Genomic DNA, 17,769 nt, shown 5'->3' with positions numbered 1-17,769 from the left:
GGAGAACATGCAACGCAACAAAGTGATCACCGCCGACGAGGCCATGAGCCTCATTCAGGACGGGTGGACCCTCGGCATCGAAGGTTTCGTCGGCGCCGGAACGCCCGACGACCTGTGTGTGGCCTTGAGTGAGCGCTACCTGAAAAAGAAGCGGCCCAACCAGCTCACCCTGATCCACTCGTCGGGCCCCGGCGATGCGGCCACCCGCGGCATCAACCGCATCGCCCACCAGGGCATGTTCAAACGCGTGATCTCCGGCCACTACGGCCTGGTGCCCTTGATCGGCAAGCTGGCCTTGGCCGACGAATTCGAGGCCTACAACCTGCCCCAGGGCATCCTGACCAACTTCTACCGCGCCGTGGCCGCCCATCGCCCCGGGGTCCTCACCAAGGTCGGGCTGGGCACCTTTGCCGATCCGCGCATCCAGGGGGGCAAGATCAGCCCCAAGGCGGTCGAGGACATCGTTGAGGTGGTCGAACTGGGCGGGGAAGAGTGGCTCTTCATGAAATCCTTTCCCATCGACTGCGTGCTGATCCGCGGCACCACCGCCGACACCCGCGGCAACATCACCATGGAGCGCGAAATTCTCACCGTCGACGCCCTGGCCATGGCCATGGCCGCCAAGAACTCCGGCGGCACCGTGATCGTCCAGGTGGAGCGGGTGGCCAAACCCGATGCCATGCGTTCCCGGGACGTGGTCGTGCCGGGTGTCATGGTGGATTACGTCGTGGTTTCGCGTCCCGAGTACCACATGCAGACCTTCGGCACTCAGCATCGCCCCGAACTGTCCGGCGAGCTGCGGGTGCCGCTTTCCCATGCCCGGCCGCTGGACCTGGACGAGCGCAAGCTGATGGCCCGGCGCGCCAATTTAGAATTAAGGCCTTACGACGTCATCAATTTAGGCATCGGCTATCCGGAGGCGGTGGCCACCGTGGCCAATGAAGAGCATATCTTGAGCTACCTGACCATGACCGTGGAGCCGGGCATCGTCGGCGGCATGCCCCTGGGCGGGTTGGATTTCGGTGCTGCAGTCAACGGAGAAGCCGTGATCAGCATGCCGGACCAGTTTGATTTCTACGACGGCGGCGGCCTCGACCTCACCTGTCTGGGATTCGCCCAATGCGACAGCCAGGGCAATGTCAACGCCAGCAAATTCGGCCCGCGGGTGGCCGGTTGCGGCGGGTTCATCAACATCAGCCAGAACACCAAGCGGGTGCTCTTTTTGGGCACCTTCACCACCGGCGGCCTTCAGGTAGCGGTGGAGGGCGGCAAGGTCAGGATTCTCCAAGAAGGCAAAATCAAAAAATTCGTCGACACCACCGACCAGATTACCTTCTGTTCCATGTTCGCCGACGCGCAGGACCAGGAGGTATTTTATATCACCGAGCGCTGCGTGTTCAAACTGATCGCGGGTAAACTCACGCTAATCGAGGTGGCTCCGGGCATCGATGTCGAAAAAGATATCCTGGCCCACATGGACTTCGCGCCGGTGGTCGGGCAGGTGGCCGAGATGGATTCGCGGCTGTTCCAGAAATTGCCCATGGGGATCCACGGAGAGTTCCTGCTCAAGGAGCTGCGCACCCGCGTGCAATTTGTCTCGGAAACCGATACGCTCCAGCTGAATTTCAACGGTCTGGAACTCGAGACCCAGGAGGACGTGGACAACATCGGGAAGATCGTGGCGGAGACGTGCCTGCAGGTCGGCAGGAGGGTCAACGCCCTGATCAACTACAACGGGTTTCGCGTCGACGACAACCTGTTCGACGCCTACATGGAGATGGGTCAGGCCATCATCCGGAAGCACTATCGCCGGATCGCCCGCCACAACACCAACGACGACACCCGGGCCAAGTTCGAGGCCGAGTTCCGCCGTCGGGATTTGGAGGCCAACATGTTTGCATCGAGGGAGGAAGCGCTGAGGTTCCTGGCGCAGGGAACGGCATAGATGACACCCGTCTGCCAACAATGCATGGCTTGCTTCTGGAAGCTTCCAGGCGAGGCGCCCGAGCGTCGGATTAACCCCGACTATACAGTGATCCGCCAGCAGCGGTGGATGGTCTTACGCTTGGAGGCGTAGTCTTCGGGGATGGTGCCTGCCGTGATCTCTTTTACATCGGCGACCGCCAGCCCATCCATGCGGGGCTCGAAGCTCTGATGGTTGGTGGAGAAGAAGAGCGTGGCACCGGGTCGTAGCAGGCCGACCACCGCTTTTAAAAGCCGGGGATGGTCCTTGGCGATGTCGAAGGCCACATTGCGGGTCTTGGTGGTCGAGTAGGAGGGTGGATCTACAACGGCCAGGTCGAAGCGCAGATTTTCCCGGGCGGCTTTTTTGAGAAAGTCGAAGGCGTGGGCCTGGACCAGCCGGTGGGTTTCGAGATCGATCTCGTTCAGGGAGAAGTTCTCACGAGCCCATTGGATCGCACTGTCCGACCGATCCACCGAGACGGTCGAGCGCGCCCCGCCCTTTGCGGCATAGCAGGTAAAGGATGCCGTGTAGCAGTACAAGTTGAGAAAATCTTTATCGGCGGCCAGTTCCCGGACCATCTGCCGGGTATCCCGGTGGTCGGCGAACAGGCCCGTGTCGACATAATCGTTGGGATTGACTAAAAAACTCAGATCCCGTTCGGTAAGAACGATTTTCCGGTCGGTGTGCTCAAGACGTTCGTAGCGCTGGCCGTCCTGGCGGCCGGCCCAGCGTTGTTTCAGGTGAACTTTTTCCGCCGGCACGTCCAGGGCGCCGGCGACGGCCCGGCCCATCAGGGGCAGCCATTCGGGCACCGACTGGCGCCGCATGTACTCTCCGATCACCAGGTGCCCGCCATACCAGTCCACGACGGCGCGAATTTCCGGAATGTCCCAGTCATACAGTCTGAAGACCTCGATACCCTGCCGCCTGAAGCGATTGCGCAGGTGCTTGAATCGTTTTTTCACCCGATTGGCCAGCATCTGGCCCTGCCGCTGAAAGTGCTCGGGGATATCGCTATCGTTCATGGATGTGCGTTCCATATTTCTTGAGTATAGCTCTTATCTACATTAGCTTGCGGTGCAGTATGGCCGATCTGCCGGAAATGTCAATCGGCAATGGCCAGGCTGCCGGCTGCCCCACCCTCCTCATGGTTCGACCGTTTTGACCTGGGTCAATGCATGGGGGCAAGTTTTTTGGCTATGGTTTTTCCGGGCGGCGGGCGTGAGGCCCTCACATCAACGACAACCCGGGAAAAAAAGAGGTGACACGATGCACGACGGATGCGGTGGATGTTTCGACAACGGCAAACAGGTGGCGGACAAGGTTCGCATGATGGGATTTGACCGGGCTCCGGTTCCCGCAGCACTGGAAATTGTATGCAGCCACTGCAACGGCACGTTTAAAATGGAAACCATGGTTTCGGCCTGCCCCGCATGCAACATGGTCTACGCGGTGACCCCTTGCCATTGCACCCAATCAGACCATGCCATGGCGGCTGGAATCGGTTATTGACGTGCGAGTTCGAACTGATCTCGTCGAGGAGACACCATGAAATCGCTGGACCAAATGGAAAATCGGCTCAAGGAACTGGAAGCGGCCATCAAGGAGACCGAGGCACGACTTCCCGCGCACTCGATCAAGCCGCCGGTGATGATTGACCTGCTGGCCTTGGAGGATGAATACGAAACCTTGAGGCAGCAGATTCGGGCGCACCGGTCCGGCGACACCGATCCTTGTTGCAGCGGAGGCCGTGCTTCAACGGAATCGAATGATGCCTGAATCAGACCGGTTTTATTTTCAAACCGCCATGAGGCAACGCCTCGATCGCCTGGCAGGCGTCGATCTTGGTGCTCATGCGGATATCCTGGGAGCCAACCGATCCGGCAATGCCCTGATGATTCCTTTTTTCGGAAGCATTCACCGGGTGTCGGCCGACGGTATCATGGACGCGCACGGCGATCCCCCCACACCGGCAGTGGGCAGCCTGCTCCTTGACTACGTATTGCGGGCCCCAATCAGGCCCCCGGCAGCGGATGCGTGGATTACTTTTCGCGAGTTTTCCGGGGCCGGCCCGCTCATGGGCTACTTCACCGGCAATACCAACAAGCTGATCGAAAGCAACTTCGCCGGGGCGGTCGATGCGCTTCAAGCAGCCTGTGCGGGATTGGGCGGCAGGACAATCGACAGCGCACCGGGTTTTGACCTTTGCTTACAGCTGGCCGTGCTCCCCCGGGTGTCGATCCGCCTTCGCTTCAACGTCCGGGACGAAAATTTTCCAGCCCAGTGCACCCTTTTGTTCCGCAAATCCGCCGAAACCTACCTGACCCTGAAATCCATGGCTGTTGCCGGCACCTGGCTGGCCGGCAAACTGGCGAAACCTGATGGTCGATGACCCGGCCATCCGGGTAAAACAAAAAACCCCACTGGCGCCATCCATTGCCAGTGAGGCTTGTTTATTTTTTCCCGCCTGTAACCGCTACGGAACCTCGTTCCGGCGGAAGACAGACCGTCGGTTATTATACGGTGTACGGTCAGGCCGAACTGCAGACATTACAGTTTGTCAGGCATCGTTCGTAATTCTCGTCCCGGTTCTCAACCTGTCGATCCGAACCGGACCAAAACTTGATGATGCACTGGCTGATACACTCTTTTTCGTTGGGTAGGATATTTCTTTCTTTCATGGCAATGCTCCTTTGGTTGAAGATGCCAGAGTCAACGGATTCTATGAAAGTAAGCATTGAGCTTAACCTATAATATAATCACCCTTGACGGTTTTTGAATATCGAATAAAAAAAGAGTTGACAAACGGCCCTAAAGTTTTATAGTTCGAAATATGTCAAACAATAAAACCATGCCGGTCGAACAGCTGGCAGACATTTTCAAAGCACTGTCCAACCCGAACCGACTGAAGATCTTTCTGTTGCTGACCACCTGCTGCCGTCCGGGCACGGTGGGCATCTATGACAAAAACGCTGACGTAGACACCATGTTCATCGGGGAACTAGGCAAGGAGCTGGAGGTGGGCAAGCCCACGGTATCCCACCATGTCAAAGCGCTTCGGCAGGTGGGCATCATTCGCACGGAACGCAGAGGACAGAACATTGCCTGCTGGGTGGACCCGGATGTCATCGAACAACTCAGGACCTTTTTCACGCGCTAAAAAAATTTAACCTTATTGTTCGAAAGTTGTCAAATAATAAAACCCAGGGAGCCGATCATGGAACACACCAAAACTGAACCAGACGCCATCCGTCAACTCGTTCGAGAAAATTATGCAAAAATTGCCAATGCATTCGGAGCCTGCTGCAACGCGGACGCCGGGACCTCTTGCTGTACCGGTGCGGAAACCGATGCGAACAGGATCGGGTATTCCAATGCCCAGATTGAATCGGCTCCCGATGCCGCCGCGATGGGATTGGGGTGCGGAAACCCGCAGGCCATCGCCAACCTCAAATCCGGTGAGACGGTGTTGGACCTGGGCAGCGGGGCCGGATTCGACTGCTTTCTGGCGGCGCGGGCCGTGGGTGAAACCGGCCGTGTCATCGGTGTAGACATGACCGACGGCATGGTCCGCAAAGCCAGGCGCAACGCAAAACGTGCCGGTATCGGCAACGTATGGTTTCGCACCGGGCACATCGAGCACCTCCCGCTCGACGACGGCACGGTGGACGTGATCATGTCCAACTGTGTCATCAATCTGTCACCTGAAAAGGAGGCCGTTTTCCGGGAGGCGTACCGCGTGCTCAAACCCGGCGGGCGGCTGGCCATCTCTGATGTGGTGGCGGTTCGCCCCCTGCCGGCGTCGATGCTCGCAGACCGTCAACTGCACTGTGCGTGCATCGGTGGGGCGGCGCTGGTGGCCGAGCTTAGGCAGATGTTGGAAACGACGGGGTTCGAAAAGATCGGGATCTCGCTGGTGGATTCGAGCCGCGACCTGATCGAACAGTGGGCGCCCGGAAAAAATGCCCAGGTTTATGTGGTGTCCGCATTTATCCAGGCGATAAAGCCCGGTAATAACGGCACGCACTGATAGCGACATTAGCAAATCAGGACTGATGGTCATAACAATCTTGCAAAAAGGAGGAGGTATGCAGACCATTTCCGCACAGATGGAGAAAGAAACCCAGCCATGGGCCGTACCGAATGATCCGCTGTGGCCGGAAAGGATGAAAACCCGGGCCATGACTTACCTGAAACGATACGACAGCTGCACCCAGAGCATCCTGTGGACCTTCATGGAGGCTTTGGGTATGCACAACCGCATGGTGCTTCGCGCTGGCGGTGCCATGCACGGCGGCATGATGAGTTCGCTGACCTGCGGCGTGCACACGGCCGGGCTGATGATCCTCGGGCTGCTCGCGGGAAGGGAAAGGCTTGAATCCGGCCTTGACGGGATGATGCCGATCATCCTGCCAGCCCAGCGCATGGTTAAAACCCTGACCGGCCGTATCGGGGGTCACTCCTGCCTGGACATGACCGGTGTGGATTTTACGGATCTCGAGGCGGCGATGACCTACAAACTGTCCGACGACCACGAGAGATGCGTGGATCGTGTCGGCGACGGGGCCCGGGCCATTGCGGAAGTGCTGCAAGACCTGGACGCCAGGGGAGCACTTTATCGAATTTGACCTGCTGTGTGGGGAACCGCTGTTGTCACCGGGGGGTGAAAATTTGCATTTACGGTTATCTATAAAACGCAAGCCGGTCTTTTTTGGGTGTCATTCCCGCGAAAGCGGGAATCCAGCTCCCCCATGAACCTTCCTGGATTCTGGATTGCCTGGTAATAGTTGAGAGCTTGAGTTTTCTGAAGAACCGCATTGGCTTTTTTTATTTTTTTGTAAACTAAATGATACCTGTGTTCGTCTCCACCTGCAAAACCAATTTTTCAAAGGAGGCGACACATGAAGAAAGCATTGGCAGTTACCGGCATATTGGCAGTTGTGGCTCTGATTGGTGCGCAATCGGCATGGGCCGACCGGGTGGCCAATCGGCAGGTTAGGCAGGACAAGCGCATCGTGCATGGCGTCAAGAACGGTGAACTCACGCGCGGCGAAGCCCGTCACCTGGTCAGGCAGCAGCACCGGATCCAGCATACCAAACGGCGGGCCTGGTCAGACGGCACACTTACCCGCAGGGAAAAAGCCGGCTTGGAACTGCGGCAGGATAAAGCCAGTGCGCACATTTACCGCTTAAAGCACAACAACCGGGATCGGGATTGATCCGACTATTGGCGGGACCGTCCGCATGCGCGCGGTCAAGGGTTCATTATTAGCTCGCCAGGCATGCATACCCGGACAAAGTGAGGGTCGTAGATGGACAAGGATCCATTGCGCCGGTAATATTGAGACACAATGCCATCTTCGATGAATTCACCTGTGAAGCCGGTTCCACCCGACGCGACTGGGAGTCAAACGCGAGAGCTGGTGCTGTCGGCAGCGTCCGGCAGCACGCTTGCCTTTCATCGATTGGCTGATCTTCACCAGCCGGCCGTTTTCCGGATGATCTACCATCGTGTTCACTCGCGCATGGATGCCGAAGACCTGGCTCAGGATGTTTTCTTGAAGGCTTACCGCCATCTACACAAGCTTAAAACGCCGGACCGCTTTCGCAGCTGGATTTTCAGCATCGCCTTGAACCGAATTCGCGATTATTATCGGCAGCAGCGATTGAAACGGTTTTTGGGTCTGGCCGACACGGACATCTCGGAATCGGATCTGGACCGAATCGACCCCACTGCCCCCAACGGTTTTTCCCAATTGGGGCGTCGGGACTTTTGGGATCTGGTGGCCGTCATCCTAAAAAAAATGTCCGGCACGGAGCGTGAAGTCTTCAGGCTCCGATTTATCGACCAGCAAAGCCTATCTGAAATTGCTCATATTTTGAACAAAGGAGAGAGCACCGTGAAGACGCACCTGTATCGGGCGATTGCCAAATTCAAAGCGCATCCGGCATCGTCCCACTTAAAGGACATGCTGACATGAAACAACTCAGGGACCATCATCTCACGGACGAGGAGTTGATCGTGGCTATGGTTGATGCCGCCGATCTTTCGACTATCCGGCGATCCCATCTCGATGCGTGCCGACGCTGTCGCCAGGCGATAACAGCTGTGCAGGCGCCCCTTGACTGGATCGGTACACTGGCAGAGCGATACACACCGACGCCATCCCATCCTGTACGTATTGATACACATTCATCGCGTCCGGCAAAGCGGATTCGCCGACGAGCCGCTGTGGCAATGACAATGGCTGCCATGGGGCTGATGGTGGCCATCTGGACCACAACTATCGGCCACGATCCGTCGAGATTTGCCGGTGGGTCCGAGTCAGGGCAGGATACCGATGACATGGTGTTCATGGCAGAGGTCGGGCAGCTGATTGACGATCCCCTTCCCGACCGGTATCGCCGGCTGATTGGCATCGATACCACCGACCGTGGGGAAGACTTCATGGACTTAATCGTGCCGACGCTGACCGGTCCTGCCCCCACATCCAGCTGGCACACACAAAAGGGAGTAGGCCCATGTTGAGCAAATCAAGGATCCTGTTGGTACTCTTGACAAGCGTCCTGGCCGTCGGATCGGCCGCTGCCCAGGAAAATATGCCGGGCGGCAAGTGGTGGAAGATGCCTGCCGTGGTCCAGCGGCTCAACCTGAACGAACAGGAAATCAATGAACTCGATGAAAGCTATCGGCAGAGCCGGCGTCAGATGATCCGTTTAAAGGCGGACCTGGAAACCGAGCAGCTGGAACTGCAGAGCATCATCGAAGACCGGGACATGAACGAGGCCGCGGCGCTGACGCAATATGCCAGGCTTGACAAGGCCCGTTCCGAGCTCGGCCTGGAGCGCTTCCGCTTTTTTCTCAAGGTCCGAACGATTGTTGGGCATGAGCGTTTTAACACCTTGATGCGATGGCGGGAAGCCCGCCAAAACCGGATCAAGCCCAGCCCGGATCAAGAACCGGCGACCAACGATTAGAACAGTCGACCTTGGAACATCCTTTGCGGACGCGCAGGTGGACGTCCACCGCCACGAGGCGCAGATTGATCACACCCTGCCCCCTTGCCTCCGCGTAGCCGCCGTCTTTCCACCCCCTCCGGCCTTGATGCCACTGAGATCATTCGATGTCCACGGATATCTGCCTGGGCGTTTCCTCCACGGGCTTGGGGATCTCCACCGTCAGCACGCCGTTTTTGAATTTTGCCTTGATCTGCTCCGGCAAGACCATCGCATGAAGGGTGAAGGAGCGGTGAAAGTTTCCGCAGATGCGTTCCCGGCGATAATAGTTGGTCGCACAGTGTTCAAGGTCGCCGGACCGCCCGCCGCTGATGGTCATGATGTTGTCTTTGACCTCCACCACCACATCTTCCTTGTTTACGCCGGGTAGATCGGCGGCGATGACGACCCCATCGTCGGTTTCGTAGATATCCACACTGGGCGTCCAGGCACACAGGGGAACCTCCTCGTTGTCATGCGCCTGGTGGGGAAACGAGTCTTCGAAAAGCCTGTTGATGCGGTCCTGCAAGGTGGCGATGTTTCCCAGCGGATCCCACTTGATAATAGCCATGACATGTCCTCCTCGTGTGTTGAGTATAGCTTATCCATCTCCATGCCATTGTCAACCCCGGCAGCAGCTTTTACAGGCCATGCCCTCCGTCGGCTAATCGGGGCTTGGCCCGGGATCCATGAATATCCATCAAACAGACAATAGGCTTGCAAAAGGAATCAATTTCTGGTGAAGTTGCCGCACCTTTAAATCGACTGGGAGATCAACGATGAACGACGATTTTGAAAACGAGACCCCTGAAGAAGAGAGCTTTGCCGACCTGTTCGAATCATACAGCGCCGGCATGAATGACAATATACGGGTGGGTGACAGAATCCACGGGCGAATCATCTCCATCGGCACCAACAGCGTGTTCGTGGATACGGGCACCAAGGCGGACGGGGTGGTGGAAAAATCCGAACTGCTGGATGAGGATGGCCAGCTGTCGCTGGCCGAAGGAGACGAACTTGACCTTTACGTCGTGGCCGCCGACGAAAGCGAAATCCGCTTGTCCAGGGCCATTTCCGGTATCGGTGGAGCGACCATGCTCAGGGAGGCCTGGGAACAGCGGATTCCGGTGGAGGGCAAAGTGGTGGCCGTCATCAAGGGCGGATTCCAGGTGGAGGTAATCAAGCAACGCGCCTTTTGTCCCATCAGCCAGATGGACCTGGCCTATGTGGAAGATCCGGAAGTCTACGTGGGACAGACGTTTCCCTTTATGATCAAACGATTCGAAGAACGTGGCCGCAACATTGTCATTTCGCGTCGCGACATTCTTCAAAAGGAGATGGAAGCCAGCCGCGAGGCGTTCATGGCGCAGCTGGACGAGGAGGCGGTCTTCGAAGGAACGGTCGTCCGTATCATGCCCTTCGGAGCCTTTGTGGCCCTGGCACCCGGGGTGGAAGGACTCGTTCATATCAGCGAACTGAGCTGGTCACGGCTGGACACGCCCGAACAAGCCGTCAAGGTGGGGGACCGGCTCCAGGTGAAGCTCCTGGGCATCAAAGACGGAGACAAGCCGGGAACAAAAAAGATCTCTCTTTCGGTAAAGCAGGCCATGGGTGATCCCTGGAGCGATGTCCCGAACCGGATCCGCGTGGGGGATAAATTACTGGGCAAGGTGACCCGATGTGCCAACTTCGGTGCGTTCATCGAGCTTTTCCCGGGCATCGAGGGTCTGGTTCATATCAGCGAAATGAGCTACACCCGCCGGGTGATGCGCCCGGAAGAAGTGGTCGCACCCGGTGATGAAATCATGGTCATGGTCAAGGAATTCGACCTTGACCGCAAACGAATCTCCCTGAGCATCAAGGATGCCGAAGGCGATCCGTGGGCCGACATCCAAGAAAAATTCAAGCCGGGGACGACAGTACCGGGACGAGTGGAAAAAAAGGAGGCCTTCGGAATCTTCGTCAACCTGGCGCCCGGCATCACCGGCCTGCTCCCCAAATCCAAGATAACCGCCTCCGAAAAAGCGGCCCAGCTCGACGCCCTCAAGCCAGGGGCCGCCATCACCGTCTCGATCGATAGCGTCAATGCCAGGGAGCGAAAAATCTCACTGGGCACAGGCGATGGGGCCGAAGACCAGGGATGGCAGGAATTTGCAGGAGGAGAGGCTGACACCATGGGGTCGCTGGGAGACCAACTGAAAAAAGCCCTGGCCCAACAGAAAAAGGGAGGTTGATCATGGCACAGAGCGATCTTTATGACCTGGTAATCATCGGCGGCGGCCCGGGCGGATTGTCCGCGGCCATATATGCCATGCGCGCCGCGATGAAGACCGCGCTGGTTGAAAAGGGTGTCACCGGCGGTCAGGTAACCATGAGCGACGAAGTGGAGAATTACCCGGGCTTCACCCACATCAGCGGGGCCGAGCTGTCCATGAAATTCACTCAGCACGCCCAGTCCTATGATTTGGAAATGATTTCCCAGGAGGTGACGGCACTGGACCCGGGGTTGGACCATCACACCGTGAAGCTGGCCAACGGTGAATCCTTGAAGGCCCACGCGGTGATCCTGGCCACCGGTGGCAGCCCTAAAAAGCTCGATATACCCGGAGAGCGGGAATTTTATGGCAAGGGCGTTTCCTATTGCGCCACCTGCGACGGATTCTTTTTCAGGGGAAAAACAGTGGTGGTGGTCGGTGGCGGCGACAGCGCCGCGGAAGAGGCCCTTTATTTGGCCAAACTGTGCAAAAAGGTTTACATCGCCCATCGCAGGGATGAACTGCGGGCCAGTAAGATCCTCCAGCAGCGGGTTTTCGACGACTGCAACATCGAGATGCTGTGGAACACCGTGGTCACGGATATCAGGGCCGGCAGCGATGGCGTGGAGCGCGTGGAACTGAAAGACACCGTGACGGCGGATACCCGGGAACTGGATGTGAATGGGGTGTTCATCTTCATCGGCTTCAACCCCAACAACCAACTGGTTCCAGCCGGCACCCGCATGAATGCCGACGGCATGGTGGTGACCAACGAGAAGTGTGAAACCAACAGCCCCGGCGTTTATGTAATCGGGGATCTTCGGGAAAAGTTCGCCCGCCAGATTGTCCTCTCAGCAGCAGACGGCTGCACGGCCGCCCTGGCCGCCGCCTATTTTGTGGAGGCAAAAAAATCGGTGCGGGGGGAAACCTGTGAACTGCCTCCGGATATGGAGGAATGATAGCTACCCATGCGCCGCATCGGTGCTGCTGCAACCGACGCCGGCTCTTGTGCACGGGGATCTGGACGTGGGTCATCTTTTCGATGATGGCCGCTGGCGGATACCCCTTTGAGCCGCCTTCGCCGACCGGCCCGGTCAGGGCGTTGCGTGTCGGGATGTTGGCGCACGATGTGGACGGGCTGTGGAGCGGTGAATCCAAGGAGGAGGGGCCGGACCTCTGCATAGAGGTGATCTTCAACCGCCCCCTGTTCCACCTGCTTACCGCCACGGCCTATCCCGAGGCAGGGGTCAGCCTAAACACACAGGGCGACACCAGCAAGATGTATGGGGGCTTCCTGCTCCGGTGGGAGCCGGAATCGTCATTCTTTTTTTCAACGGGATTGGGTCTGGCCCTGCACGACGGGCAGCGGCATTCGGATTCGGCCAACCGGAAGGCGCTGGGTTCACGGGTGCTTTTCAGGATTCCCATCGAAATCGGCTATGCCGTCAACTATCACCACCGTATAATGCTTGCCTTCGCCCATGCCTCCAATGCAGGCCTGGCTTCGCCCAATGAGGGCCTGGACACTTTAGGATTGGTATACGAATACCGATACTAAGGGAGTAGATGGTCTTTTTTGGGCACCGGGCGACTTTCTTTTTGAACGCAACAGGGGAATCGACCCATGTTTGAGCTGTTCAGAACGTGGAAGGAACGACATTTTTCCGACCCCCAGCGGGTGATCCTTGGCGTCATGCTGATGGTGGGGGCGGGCCTGGTCTATTTTCTGGGCAGTCTCCTGGCGCCTGTCTTTATCAGCATCATCATCGCCTATCTGCTCGATGGCATGGTCAGCCTGCTTCACCGTTCCCGCCTTCCGCGCCTGGCGGCCGTATCGATTGTCTTCACAGTCTTTATGGCCGGAATGATCGTCATGACCCTGTGGCTGATCCCCTTGACCGTCAAACAGATCAGCCAGCTGGTTCAGCAGCTGCCCGGCATGCTGGCAACGGTTCAATACCGGCTGCTTCAACTTCCCACCAGCTACCCGGAGGTGATCTCTGAAACTCAGGTCAGGCAGGTTATCGATTTTCTCAACACCGGCATATCCACACTGGGTAAACGGGTCCTGACCCTGTCATTGGCCTCGGTCGTGGGGCTTCTCCACCTGGTGGTCTATTTGGTGCTGGTGCCCTTCATGGTCTTTTTTCTGCTCAAGGACAAGGCGTTGATCCTGGGCTGGGGCCGGCGTTTCCTGCCCGACAACATGGATCTTACCGAATCCGTGTGGCAGGAAGCCAACGTCCAGGTGACCAATTACATCCGGGGTAAAGGATGGGAACTGCTGATCATCTGGGGGATCAGTTTTGCCGTGTTCAAGGCCTTGGGGCTGCAGTTTTCGCTGTTGATCTCACTGTTCGTGGGACTGTCCGTGATTATTCCCTATATCGGTGTGACGGTCATGGGGTTTGTCATGGCGCTGGCCGCATTCATCCAGTGGGGATGGACCAGTCAGTTTGCCTCGGCCATGGTCGCCTATGCGATCATCCAGATCCTCGATGGCAATCTTCTGGCACCGCTGCTGCTGTCCGGCGTGGTGAACCTTCATCCGGTGGCCATTGTGGTGGCGGTGCTTCTTTTCGGCGGGTTGTGGGGACTCTGGGGGCTGTTCTTCGCCATTCCACTGGCCACCTTGACCAACGCCGTTATCAAAGCTTGGTTCGCACGACTCGAACAACGGTCTGAAAACACGTAACGTCTCCTAATAAAGGTTGCCTTCAGGCCTGCTTGTACTATGATTGGAATATCGTCATCTGCTGTTAAACAGGCACCACCGCTTCACTATTTTTTAGGACGGCCGGGCCAGCGAGGAATACCATGCAGGAAACCGATTTCTTAAAAGGAAACCAGAGAGTCCTGAACGACATCAAGAAGTTTGAAATTTTCGAACCTTTTCAGGATGATGAACTACATCACCTGATGGACATGAGTAAAATCAGGAAGTACAGTCCGGGAGAAACCATTTTCGAGCAGGGCAGCGCCGATACCTGGCTCTATTTCCTGGTCTATGGGAAAGTCCGGTTGATGAAGGACAACAAGCCGGTGATCCTGCTTCAGCGAAGGGGCGATGTATTCGGCGAAATGGGCGCCATCGAGTGTGCACCCCGCAGTGCATCGGCCGTCGCCTTCGGCGAAACGGTCTGCCTGGCGACGGACATCTACTACATCGAACAGCTGACCGGTAATGACAAGCTGGCCTTCGGGTATGTTATATATCGTGTTTTTTCAGGTATTTTGGCCGATCGCCTCAGGATCACCACGGATGAACTGCTGGAATTGAAGGGCCGCAGCATCAAAATCTGGTAAAATACGGGTAGGAATAATTCCTTCCTTCGACATTCTGCCGCGCAATATTCGGCTGTTCTCCGGTTTGCTTTTCTACCTGCAAGTCAGGTCGCACCGCAGACACTTGCAGACAACCCACGCTCAGATACCCCGTGCCCACCCCATCCACAAACAATCCAGTCCGTCCAGCACCATGTGGATGGCCAAGCCCACACCCGCCAACCGGGTTTTTGGCAGAGCCGCCAGCACCAGGATCACCGCCATGGCGGGCCAGGTGTGCAAGGGGTGAAAGCCGATGCTGCAGCGGCTGGGGTCGAAGACGGGCGTGGCCAGCAGGTGGTCCAGGTCAACGACCATGGTGGAGACCATTACCATCCAGGCCCACTTCCAGCGATCGGGGAATGCAAGGCGGGCAGCGGCGGCCGGCGCCAGGACGTGCAGGGCCATGTGAACAGCGGTGCGCAGCATTATTGTCCTTCAACAATCTCGATGAACTCGCAAAAAATCACGTTTCCGACGGATTCGTAAAAAGCCCGATATCAAGGTTTGTGGGCCGCGAAAGCGAGCTTGGGCGAGCGAATGGCAAATCGACCAAAATCCTTACGGCGAACCGTTATGTTCCATCCTGAGGAATGAGGTGTACTTACAGTACTCCGCAGTGACGAAGGGTGAGGCTTAACGCAGATATCGGGCTTTTTACGAATCCGTCAATTTTACCAGCTCATACGCCCGCGTTCCTAAACCCAGCCGTTCAGCGTAGTCCAGCTGAATCTCCCAATCCACCTTGGGGTAGATGCCTTTGAACTTGTCTTCACCGGGAGCGGTGTTCGTGGACAGCCGGGTGCCGGCCAGAGCTGGTTCTGCGTTCACCAGGTCCACCGAGGCCTGGTCGATGGCCACGGGATCAGTGGATGCCACGACGCCGATATTCTTTACGATCGGTGCGTCGTTAGCCGGGTAGCAGTCGCATGCCGGCGACACATCGGTGATAAAATTGATGAAAAGGGATTTGTCCGCCTTCCCCTTGAGCACCCCCATGGTGTATTCCACCATATTTTCCAGGAAGACAGGGATGGAGCGGCTCCATTGCACCGCGATGGCTTCGTTGGGGCAGATGAGGATACACTCGCCGCAGCCGATGCAGGCCTCGAGGTCGATCTGGGCCTTTTCGTCCGGCATGGAGATGGCCTGCTGTGAGCAATGCTCCAGGCACTCGCCGCAGCCGATGCACTGCTCGCCTGATATTTTGGGAGACAAACCGGAGTGCTGGGCCAGCTTGCCTTTGCGGGAAGCACAGCCCATGCCGACATTCTTGATAGTGCCGCCGAAGCCGGACAGCTCATGGCCTTTGAAATGAGCCACAGAGACCAGGGCATCCGCCTCAACAACGTCCGTACCGATGTAAACCGACGCGAAGCGCTTCTGATTGATCGGAACCTTCGTTTCATTTTTTCCCCGCAAGCCGTCGGCAATAATCAGCGGCGCGCCCACCACGGCATAGGCGAATCCGTTGGCGATGGCGGTAGTCAGGTGATGGGGAGCGTCACTTCGGGTGCCGGCGTAAAGGGTATTGGCATCGGTAAGAAAAGGCACCGCGCCGGCCTGCTTGACCATTTCCACCACTTTTCGGATGTACACCGGGCGAATGAACGCCGCATTGCCCATCTCCCCGAAATGGATTTTCACTGCCGTCAGATTCCGTTTGTCGAGAACTGTTGACAACCCGGCAGTTTCCACGAGGCGGCCGATCTTATCCAGAAAATTCTCTTTGATAGTGGCGCGCATATCGATGAAATAGACCTTGCTGGTCATGGTATCCTCCATGGTTGAACGTAAAAAAACAGGCCCGTTGTGCAGATAAGTAGCGCCCATCAGGCCTTGCGGCCGGAAAAAATGCAGCAGACGCCAGACATCTACCGACACCTCCGACGGTTGTCAAGGCAATACCAACGGCCGGAGCAGCTGGAAAAAAGTGATGGATTGGCGTATAAGAGAGATTAGCGCAGCGTGCACCTTTATCTTATGGAAAGTCAGTTCAATGGATCTGAACGCCAAACTCAACATACTGGAGCGAATGGTCGACATCTACGATCATTTGGTGGGTGAATTTGATCTGGCATGTGAAAAATACTGCTCCCACTGTTGCACAGCCAACCTCACCATGACTACGCTGGAAGGCTACCGGATACATGCTCATCTCGAAGAAACAGGTAACATGCGACATCTGGAAACCATTTCCCGACAGCCCCATCCCGACCGGTTTACGCCCCGGGTATCGATTAATCGCATGGCCGATATTTGTGCCCGGGATGGCGATCCGCCCGAGGAGCACCTAAATCCCGACGTAGGCCCCTGCCCGGTGCTGGCAGGCCACGCCTGCCCCCTCTATGCGGTACGCCCCTTTGGCTGCCGCTGCATGGTATCCGCTAGAAATTGCGGCAAGACGGGATTTGCCGACATGGACCCGTTCATCCTGACGGTCAATGACGTGTTTCTTCAACACCTGGAGCATATCGACGCCCAAGGATACACGGGCAATTTTGCCGATATCATGCAGTTTATGGCATGCGATGAAAATCGTCAGAACTATGCCGCCGGACGACTCGGCGCGGCGCCGGACGGCCTGGTCGCCAATCAGCCCGTATTTGTTCTAATGATACCGCCGGAGCATCGGAAACGGATTCAACCCATACTGATGCAGATTCGCAGCATCCAGGTGTAACCTATTGAGTGTCTTCGAGGAGTAACCATCATGCAAACCTATCCCATCCCCATGGTCCCCGGGCCGGTGGTCGTGCCCGAGGCTATCCGTCGGGTCTACCTGGAACCCTATGGCTCCGGCGACCTGGAAATGGAATTTGTCGAGCTCTACACGCGCACACAGCGGCGGCTGAAAGCGATTTTCGGCACCCGGGACGATATCGTGATCCTGTCCGGAGAGGGGATGCTGGCCCTGTGGAGCGCTCTGAAAAGCTGTCTGGTGCCGGGTGACCGGGTGCTGGCGGTAGCCACCGGCGTGTTCGGCTACGGCATCGGCGAAATGGCCCAAGCCATCGGCGCCGACGTAAAGATCGTGGGTTTTAGCTATGACGAAACCATCAACGACATGGCCCGCATCGAAGCTGCCATCGCCGAATTCAAACCCCGTATGATTACGGCCGTTCACTGTGAGACGCCATCGGGCACCCTTAACCCCCTGGAAGAGCTGGGCCGACTGAAAAATGCCTACCGGGTTCCCCTGTTCTATGTGGACACGGTTGCCGCAGC

At 57.2% G+C, this 17,769-nt stretch carries 23 protein-coding genes; 18 read left to right on the top strand and 5 right to left on the bottom strand.

Annotated features, from left to right (window positions below; genetic code table 11):
- The first annotated feature begins 7 nt into the window (after nucleotides 1-7).
- Complete coding sequence (locus tag ABYV26_RS02385; protein ID WP_372677808.1) at nucleotides 8-1,945, top strand: acyl CoA:acetate/3-ketoacid CoA transferase; 1,938 nt, start codon at nucleotides 8-10, stop codon at nucleotides 1,943-1,945.
- 80 nt (nucleotides 1,946-2,025) lie between these two features.
- Here the strand turns inward: ABYV26_RS02385 and ABYV26_RS02380 are convergent, their stop codons facing one another.
- The gene (locus tag ABYV26_RS02380; protein WP_372677807.1) at nucleotides 2,026-2,991 is read right to left on the bottom strand and encodes a class I SAM-dependent methyltransferase; all 966 of its coding nucleotides are present in this window, start codon (nucleotides 2,989-2,991) and stop codon (nucleotides 2,026-2,028) included.
- A 244-nt stretch (nucleotides 2,992-3,235) separates the two neighbouring features.
- On the opposite strand from ABYV26_RS02380, the gene ABYV26_RS02375 reads away from it, so the two are divergent.
- From ABYV26_RS02375 to ABYV26_RS02365, 3 genes are read left to right on the top strand one after another with little or no spacing between them, the layout of a single operon-like run.
- Nucleotides 3,236-3,478, top strand: a complete 243-nt coding sequence (locus ABYV26_RS02375) for a hypothetical protein (RefSeq protein ID WP_372677806.1) — start codon at nucleotides 3,236-3,238, stop codon at nucleotides 3,476-3,478.
- A 36-nt stretch (nucleotides 3,479-3,514) separates the two neighbouring features.
- Entirely contained in the window at nucleotides 3,515-3,745 is a 231-nt protein-coding gene (locus tag ABYV26_RS02370) for a hypothetical protein (protein WP_372677804.1), read from the top strand.
- Entirely contained in the window at nucleotides 3,735-4,358 is a 624-nt protein-coding gene (locus ABYV26_RS02365) for a DUF3786 domain-containing protein (RefSeq protein WP_372677803.1), read from the top strand. Before ABYV26_RS02370 ends, ABYV26_RS02365 begins: the two co-directional genes overlap by 11 nt.
- 139 nt (nucleotides 4,359-4,497) lie before the next feature.
- Here ABYV26_RS02365 and ABYV26_RS02360 read toward each other — a convergent pair whose 3' ends face one another.
- Nucleotides 4,498-4,647 (bottom strand): hypothetical protein, encoded by a 150-nt coding sequence (locus ABYV26_RS02360; protein WP_372677801.1) that lies wholly within the window; start codon nucleotides 4,645-4,647, stop codon nucleotides 4,498-4,500.
- A 152-nt stretch (nucleotides 4,648-4,799) separates the two neighbouring features.
- Here ABYV26_RS02360 and ABYV26_RS02355 point away from each other — a divergent pair, with 152 nt between their 5' ends.
- The 7 genes from ABYV26_RS02355 to ABYV26_RS02325 all read left to right on the top strand — a co-directional run bounded on the left by ABYV26_RS02355 (nucleotide 4,800) and on the right by ABYV26_RS02325 (nucleotide 8,944).
- Nucleotides 4,800-5,126, top strand: a complete 327-nt coding sequence (locus ABYV26_RS02355) for an ArsR/SmtB family transcription factor (RefSeq protein WP_372677799.1) — start codon at nucleotides 4,800-4,802, stop codon at nucleotides 5,124-5,126.
- A gap of 57 nt (nucleotides 5,127-5,183) precedes the next feature.
- Nucleotides 5,184-5,996, top strand: a complete 813-nt coding sequence (locus tag ABYV26_RS02350; RefSeq protein ID WP_372677798.1) for an arsenite methyltransferase — start codon at nucleotides 5,184-5,186, stop codon at nucleotides 5,994-5,996.
- Nucleotides 5,997-6,054: 58 nt separating this feature from the next.
- Entirely contained in the window at nucleotides 6,055-6,594 is a 540-nt protein-coding gene (locus ABYV26_RS02345; protein WP_372677797.1) for a C-GCAxxG-C-C family protein, read from the top strand.
- Between the two features lie 273 nt (nucleotides 6,595-6,867).
- Complete coding sequence (locus ABYV26_RS02340; RefSeq protein ID WP_372677795.1) at nucleotides 6,868-7,185, top strand: hypothetical protein; 318 nt, start codon at nucleotides 6,868-6,870, stop codon at nucleotides 7,183-7,185.
- A gap of 156 nt (nucleotides 7,186-7,341) precedes the next feature.
- Nucleotides 7,342-7,947 (top strand): RNA polymerase sigma factor, encoded by a 606-nt coding sequence (locus tag ABYV26_RS02335; RefSeq protein ID WP_372677793.1) that lies wholly within the window; start codon nucleotides 7,342-7,344, stop codon nucleotides 7,945-7,947.
- The gene (locus ABYV26_RS02330) at nucleotides 7,944-8,495 is read left to right on the top strand and encodes a hypothetical protein (RefSeq protein WP_372677791.1); all 552 of its coding nucleotides are present in this window, start codon (nucleotides 7,944-7,946) and stop codon (nucleotides 8,493-8,495) included. The genes ABYV26_RS02335 and ABYV26_RS02330 overlap by 4 nt, the downstream gene beginning before the upstream one ends.
- Nucleotides 8,489-8,944 (top strand): hypothetical protein, encoded by a 456-nt coding sequence (locus ABYV26_RS02325; protein WP_372677790.1) that lies wholly within the window; start codon nucleotides 8,489-8,491, stop codon nucleotides 8,942-8,944. Before ABYV26_RS02330 ends, ABYV26_RS02325 begins: the two co-directional genes overlap by 7 nt.
- Nucleotides 8,945-9,083: 139 nt before the next feature.
- On the opposite strand, the gene ABYV26_RS02320 is transcribed toward ABYV26_RS02325, so the two are convergent.
- Nucleotides 9,084-9,533, bottom strand: coding sequence for an Hsp20/alpha crystallin family protein (locus tag ABYV26_RS02320; RefSeq protein ID WP_372677788.1), 450 nt, complete (start codon nucleotides 9,531-9,533; stop codon nucleotides 9,084-9,086).
- A 208-nt stretch (nucleotides 9,534-9,741) separates the two neighbouring features.
- Between ABYV26_RS02320 and ABYV26_RS02315 the strand changes: the two genes are divergently transcribed.
- The 5 genes from ABYV26_RS02315 (at nucleotide 9,742) to ABYV26_RS02295 (ending at nucleotide 14,523) form a co-directional block, all read left to right on the top strand.
- Nucleotides 9,742-11,196 carry a 30S ribosomal protein S1 gene (locus tag ABYV26_RS02315; protein ID WP_372677786.1) on the top strand — a complete coding sequence of 485 codons (1,455 nt, stop codon included), beginning with the start codon at nucleotides 9,742-9,744 and terminating at the stop codon, nucleotides 11,194-11,196.
- 2 nt (nucleotides 11,197-11,198) lie between these two features.
- Nucleotides 11,199-12,176, top strand: coding sequence for a thioredoxin-disulfide reductase (trxB, locus tag ABYV26_RS02310; RefSeq protein WP_372677784.1), 978 nt, complete (start codon nucleotides 11,199-11,201; stop codon nucleotides 12,174-12,176).
- Complete coding sequence (locus tag ABYV26_RS02305; RefSeq protein ID WP_372677782.1) at nucleotides 12,173-12,775, top strand: acyloxyacyl hydrolase; 603 nt, start codon at nucleotides 12,173-12,175, stop codon at nucleotides 12,773-12,775. Before trxB ends, ABYV26_RS02305 begins: the two co-directional genes overlap by 4 nt.
- A 66-nt stretch (nucleotides 12,776-12,841) precedes the next feature.
- Nucleotides 12,842-13,912: an AI-2E family transporter gene (locus ABYV26_RS02300; protein ID WP_372677780.1), complete on the top strand. Its 1,071-nt coding sequence runs from the start codon at nucleotides 12,842-12,844 to the stop codon at nucleotides 13,910-13,912.
- A gap of 122 nt (nucleotides 13,913-14,034) precedes the next feature.
- On the top strand, nucleotides 14,035-14,523 hold the full coding sequence (locus tag ABYV26_RS02295) for a cyclic nucleotide-binding domain-containing protein (protein WP_372677778.1): 489 nt from the start codon (nucleotides 14,035-14,037) through the stop codon (nucleotides 14,521-14,523).
- Nucleotides 14,524-14,643: 120 nt separating this feature from the next.
- Here the strand turns inward: ABYV26_RS02295 and ABYV26_RS02290 are convergent, their stop codons facing one another.
- Entirely contained in the window at nucleotides 14,644-14,970 is a 327-nt protein-coding gene (locus ABYV26_RS02290) for a DUF6122 family protein (RefSeq protein ID WP_372677776.1), read from the bottom strand.
- A 228-nt stretch (nucleotides 14,971-15,198) separates the two neighbouring features.
- Nucleotides 15,199-16,314, bottom strand: a complete 1,116-nt coding sequence (locus ABYV26_RS02285; RefSeq protein ID WP_372677774.1) for a DUF362 domain-containing protein — start codon at nucleotides 16,312-16,314, stop codon at nucleotides 15,199-15,201.
- A gap of 226 nt (nucleotides 16,315-16,540) precedes the next feature.
- Here ABYV26_RS02285 and ABYV26_RS02280 point away from each other — a divergent pair, with 226 nt between their 5' ends.
- Nucleotides 16,541-17,224: a hypothetical protein gene (locus ABYV26_RS02280; protein ID WP_372677772.1), complete on the top strand. Its 684-nt coding sequence runs from the start codon at nucleotides 16,541-16,543 to the stop codon at nucleotides 17,222-17,224.
- A 30-nt stretch (nucleotides 17,225-17,254) separates the two neighbouring features.
- The coding region (locus ABYV26_RS02275) for an aminotransferase class V-fold PLP-dependent enzyme (protein WP_372677770.1) at nucleotides 17,255-17,769 on the top strand (515 nt) is incomplete at its 3' end.

The organism is Desulfosarcina sp., assembly GCF_041551955.1.
Classification (GTDB): Bacteria; Desulfobacterota; Desulfobacteria; order Desulfobacterales; family Desulfosarcinaceae; genus Desulfosarcina.
The sequence above is the reverse complement of the archived record's forward strand: the minus strand, read 5'-3'. Positions and strand labels throughout refer to the sequence as shown.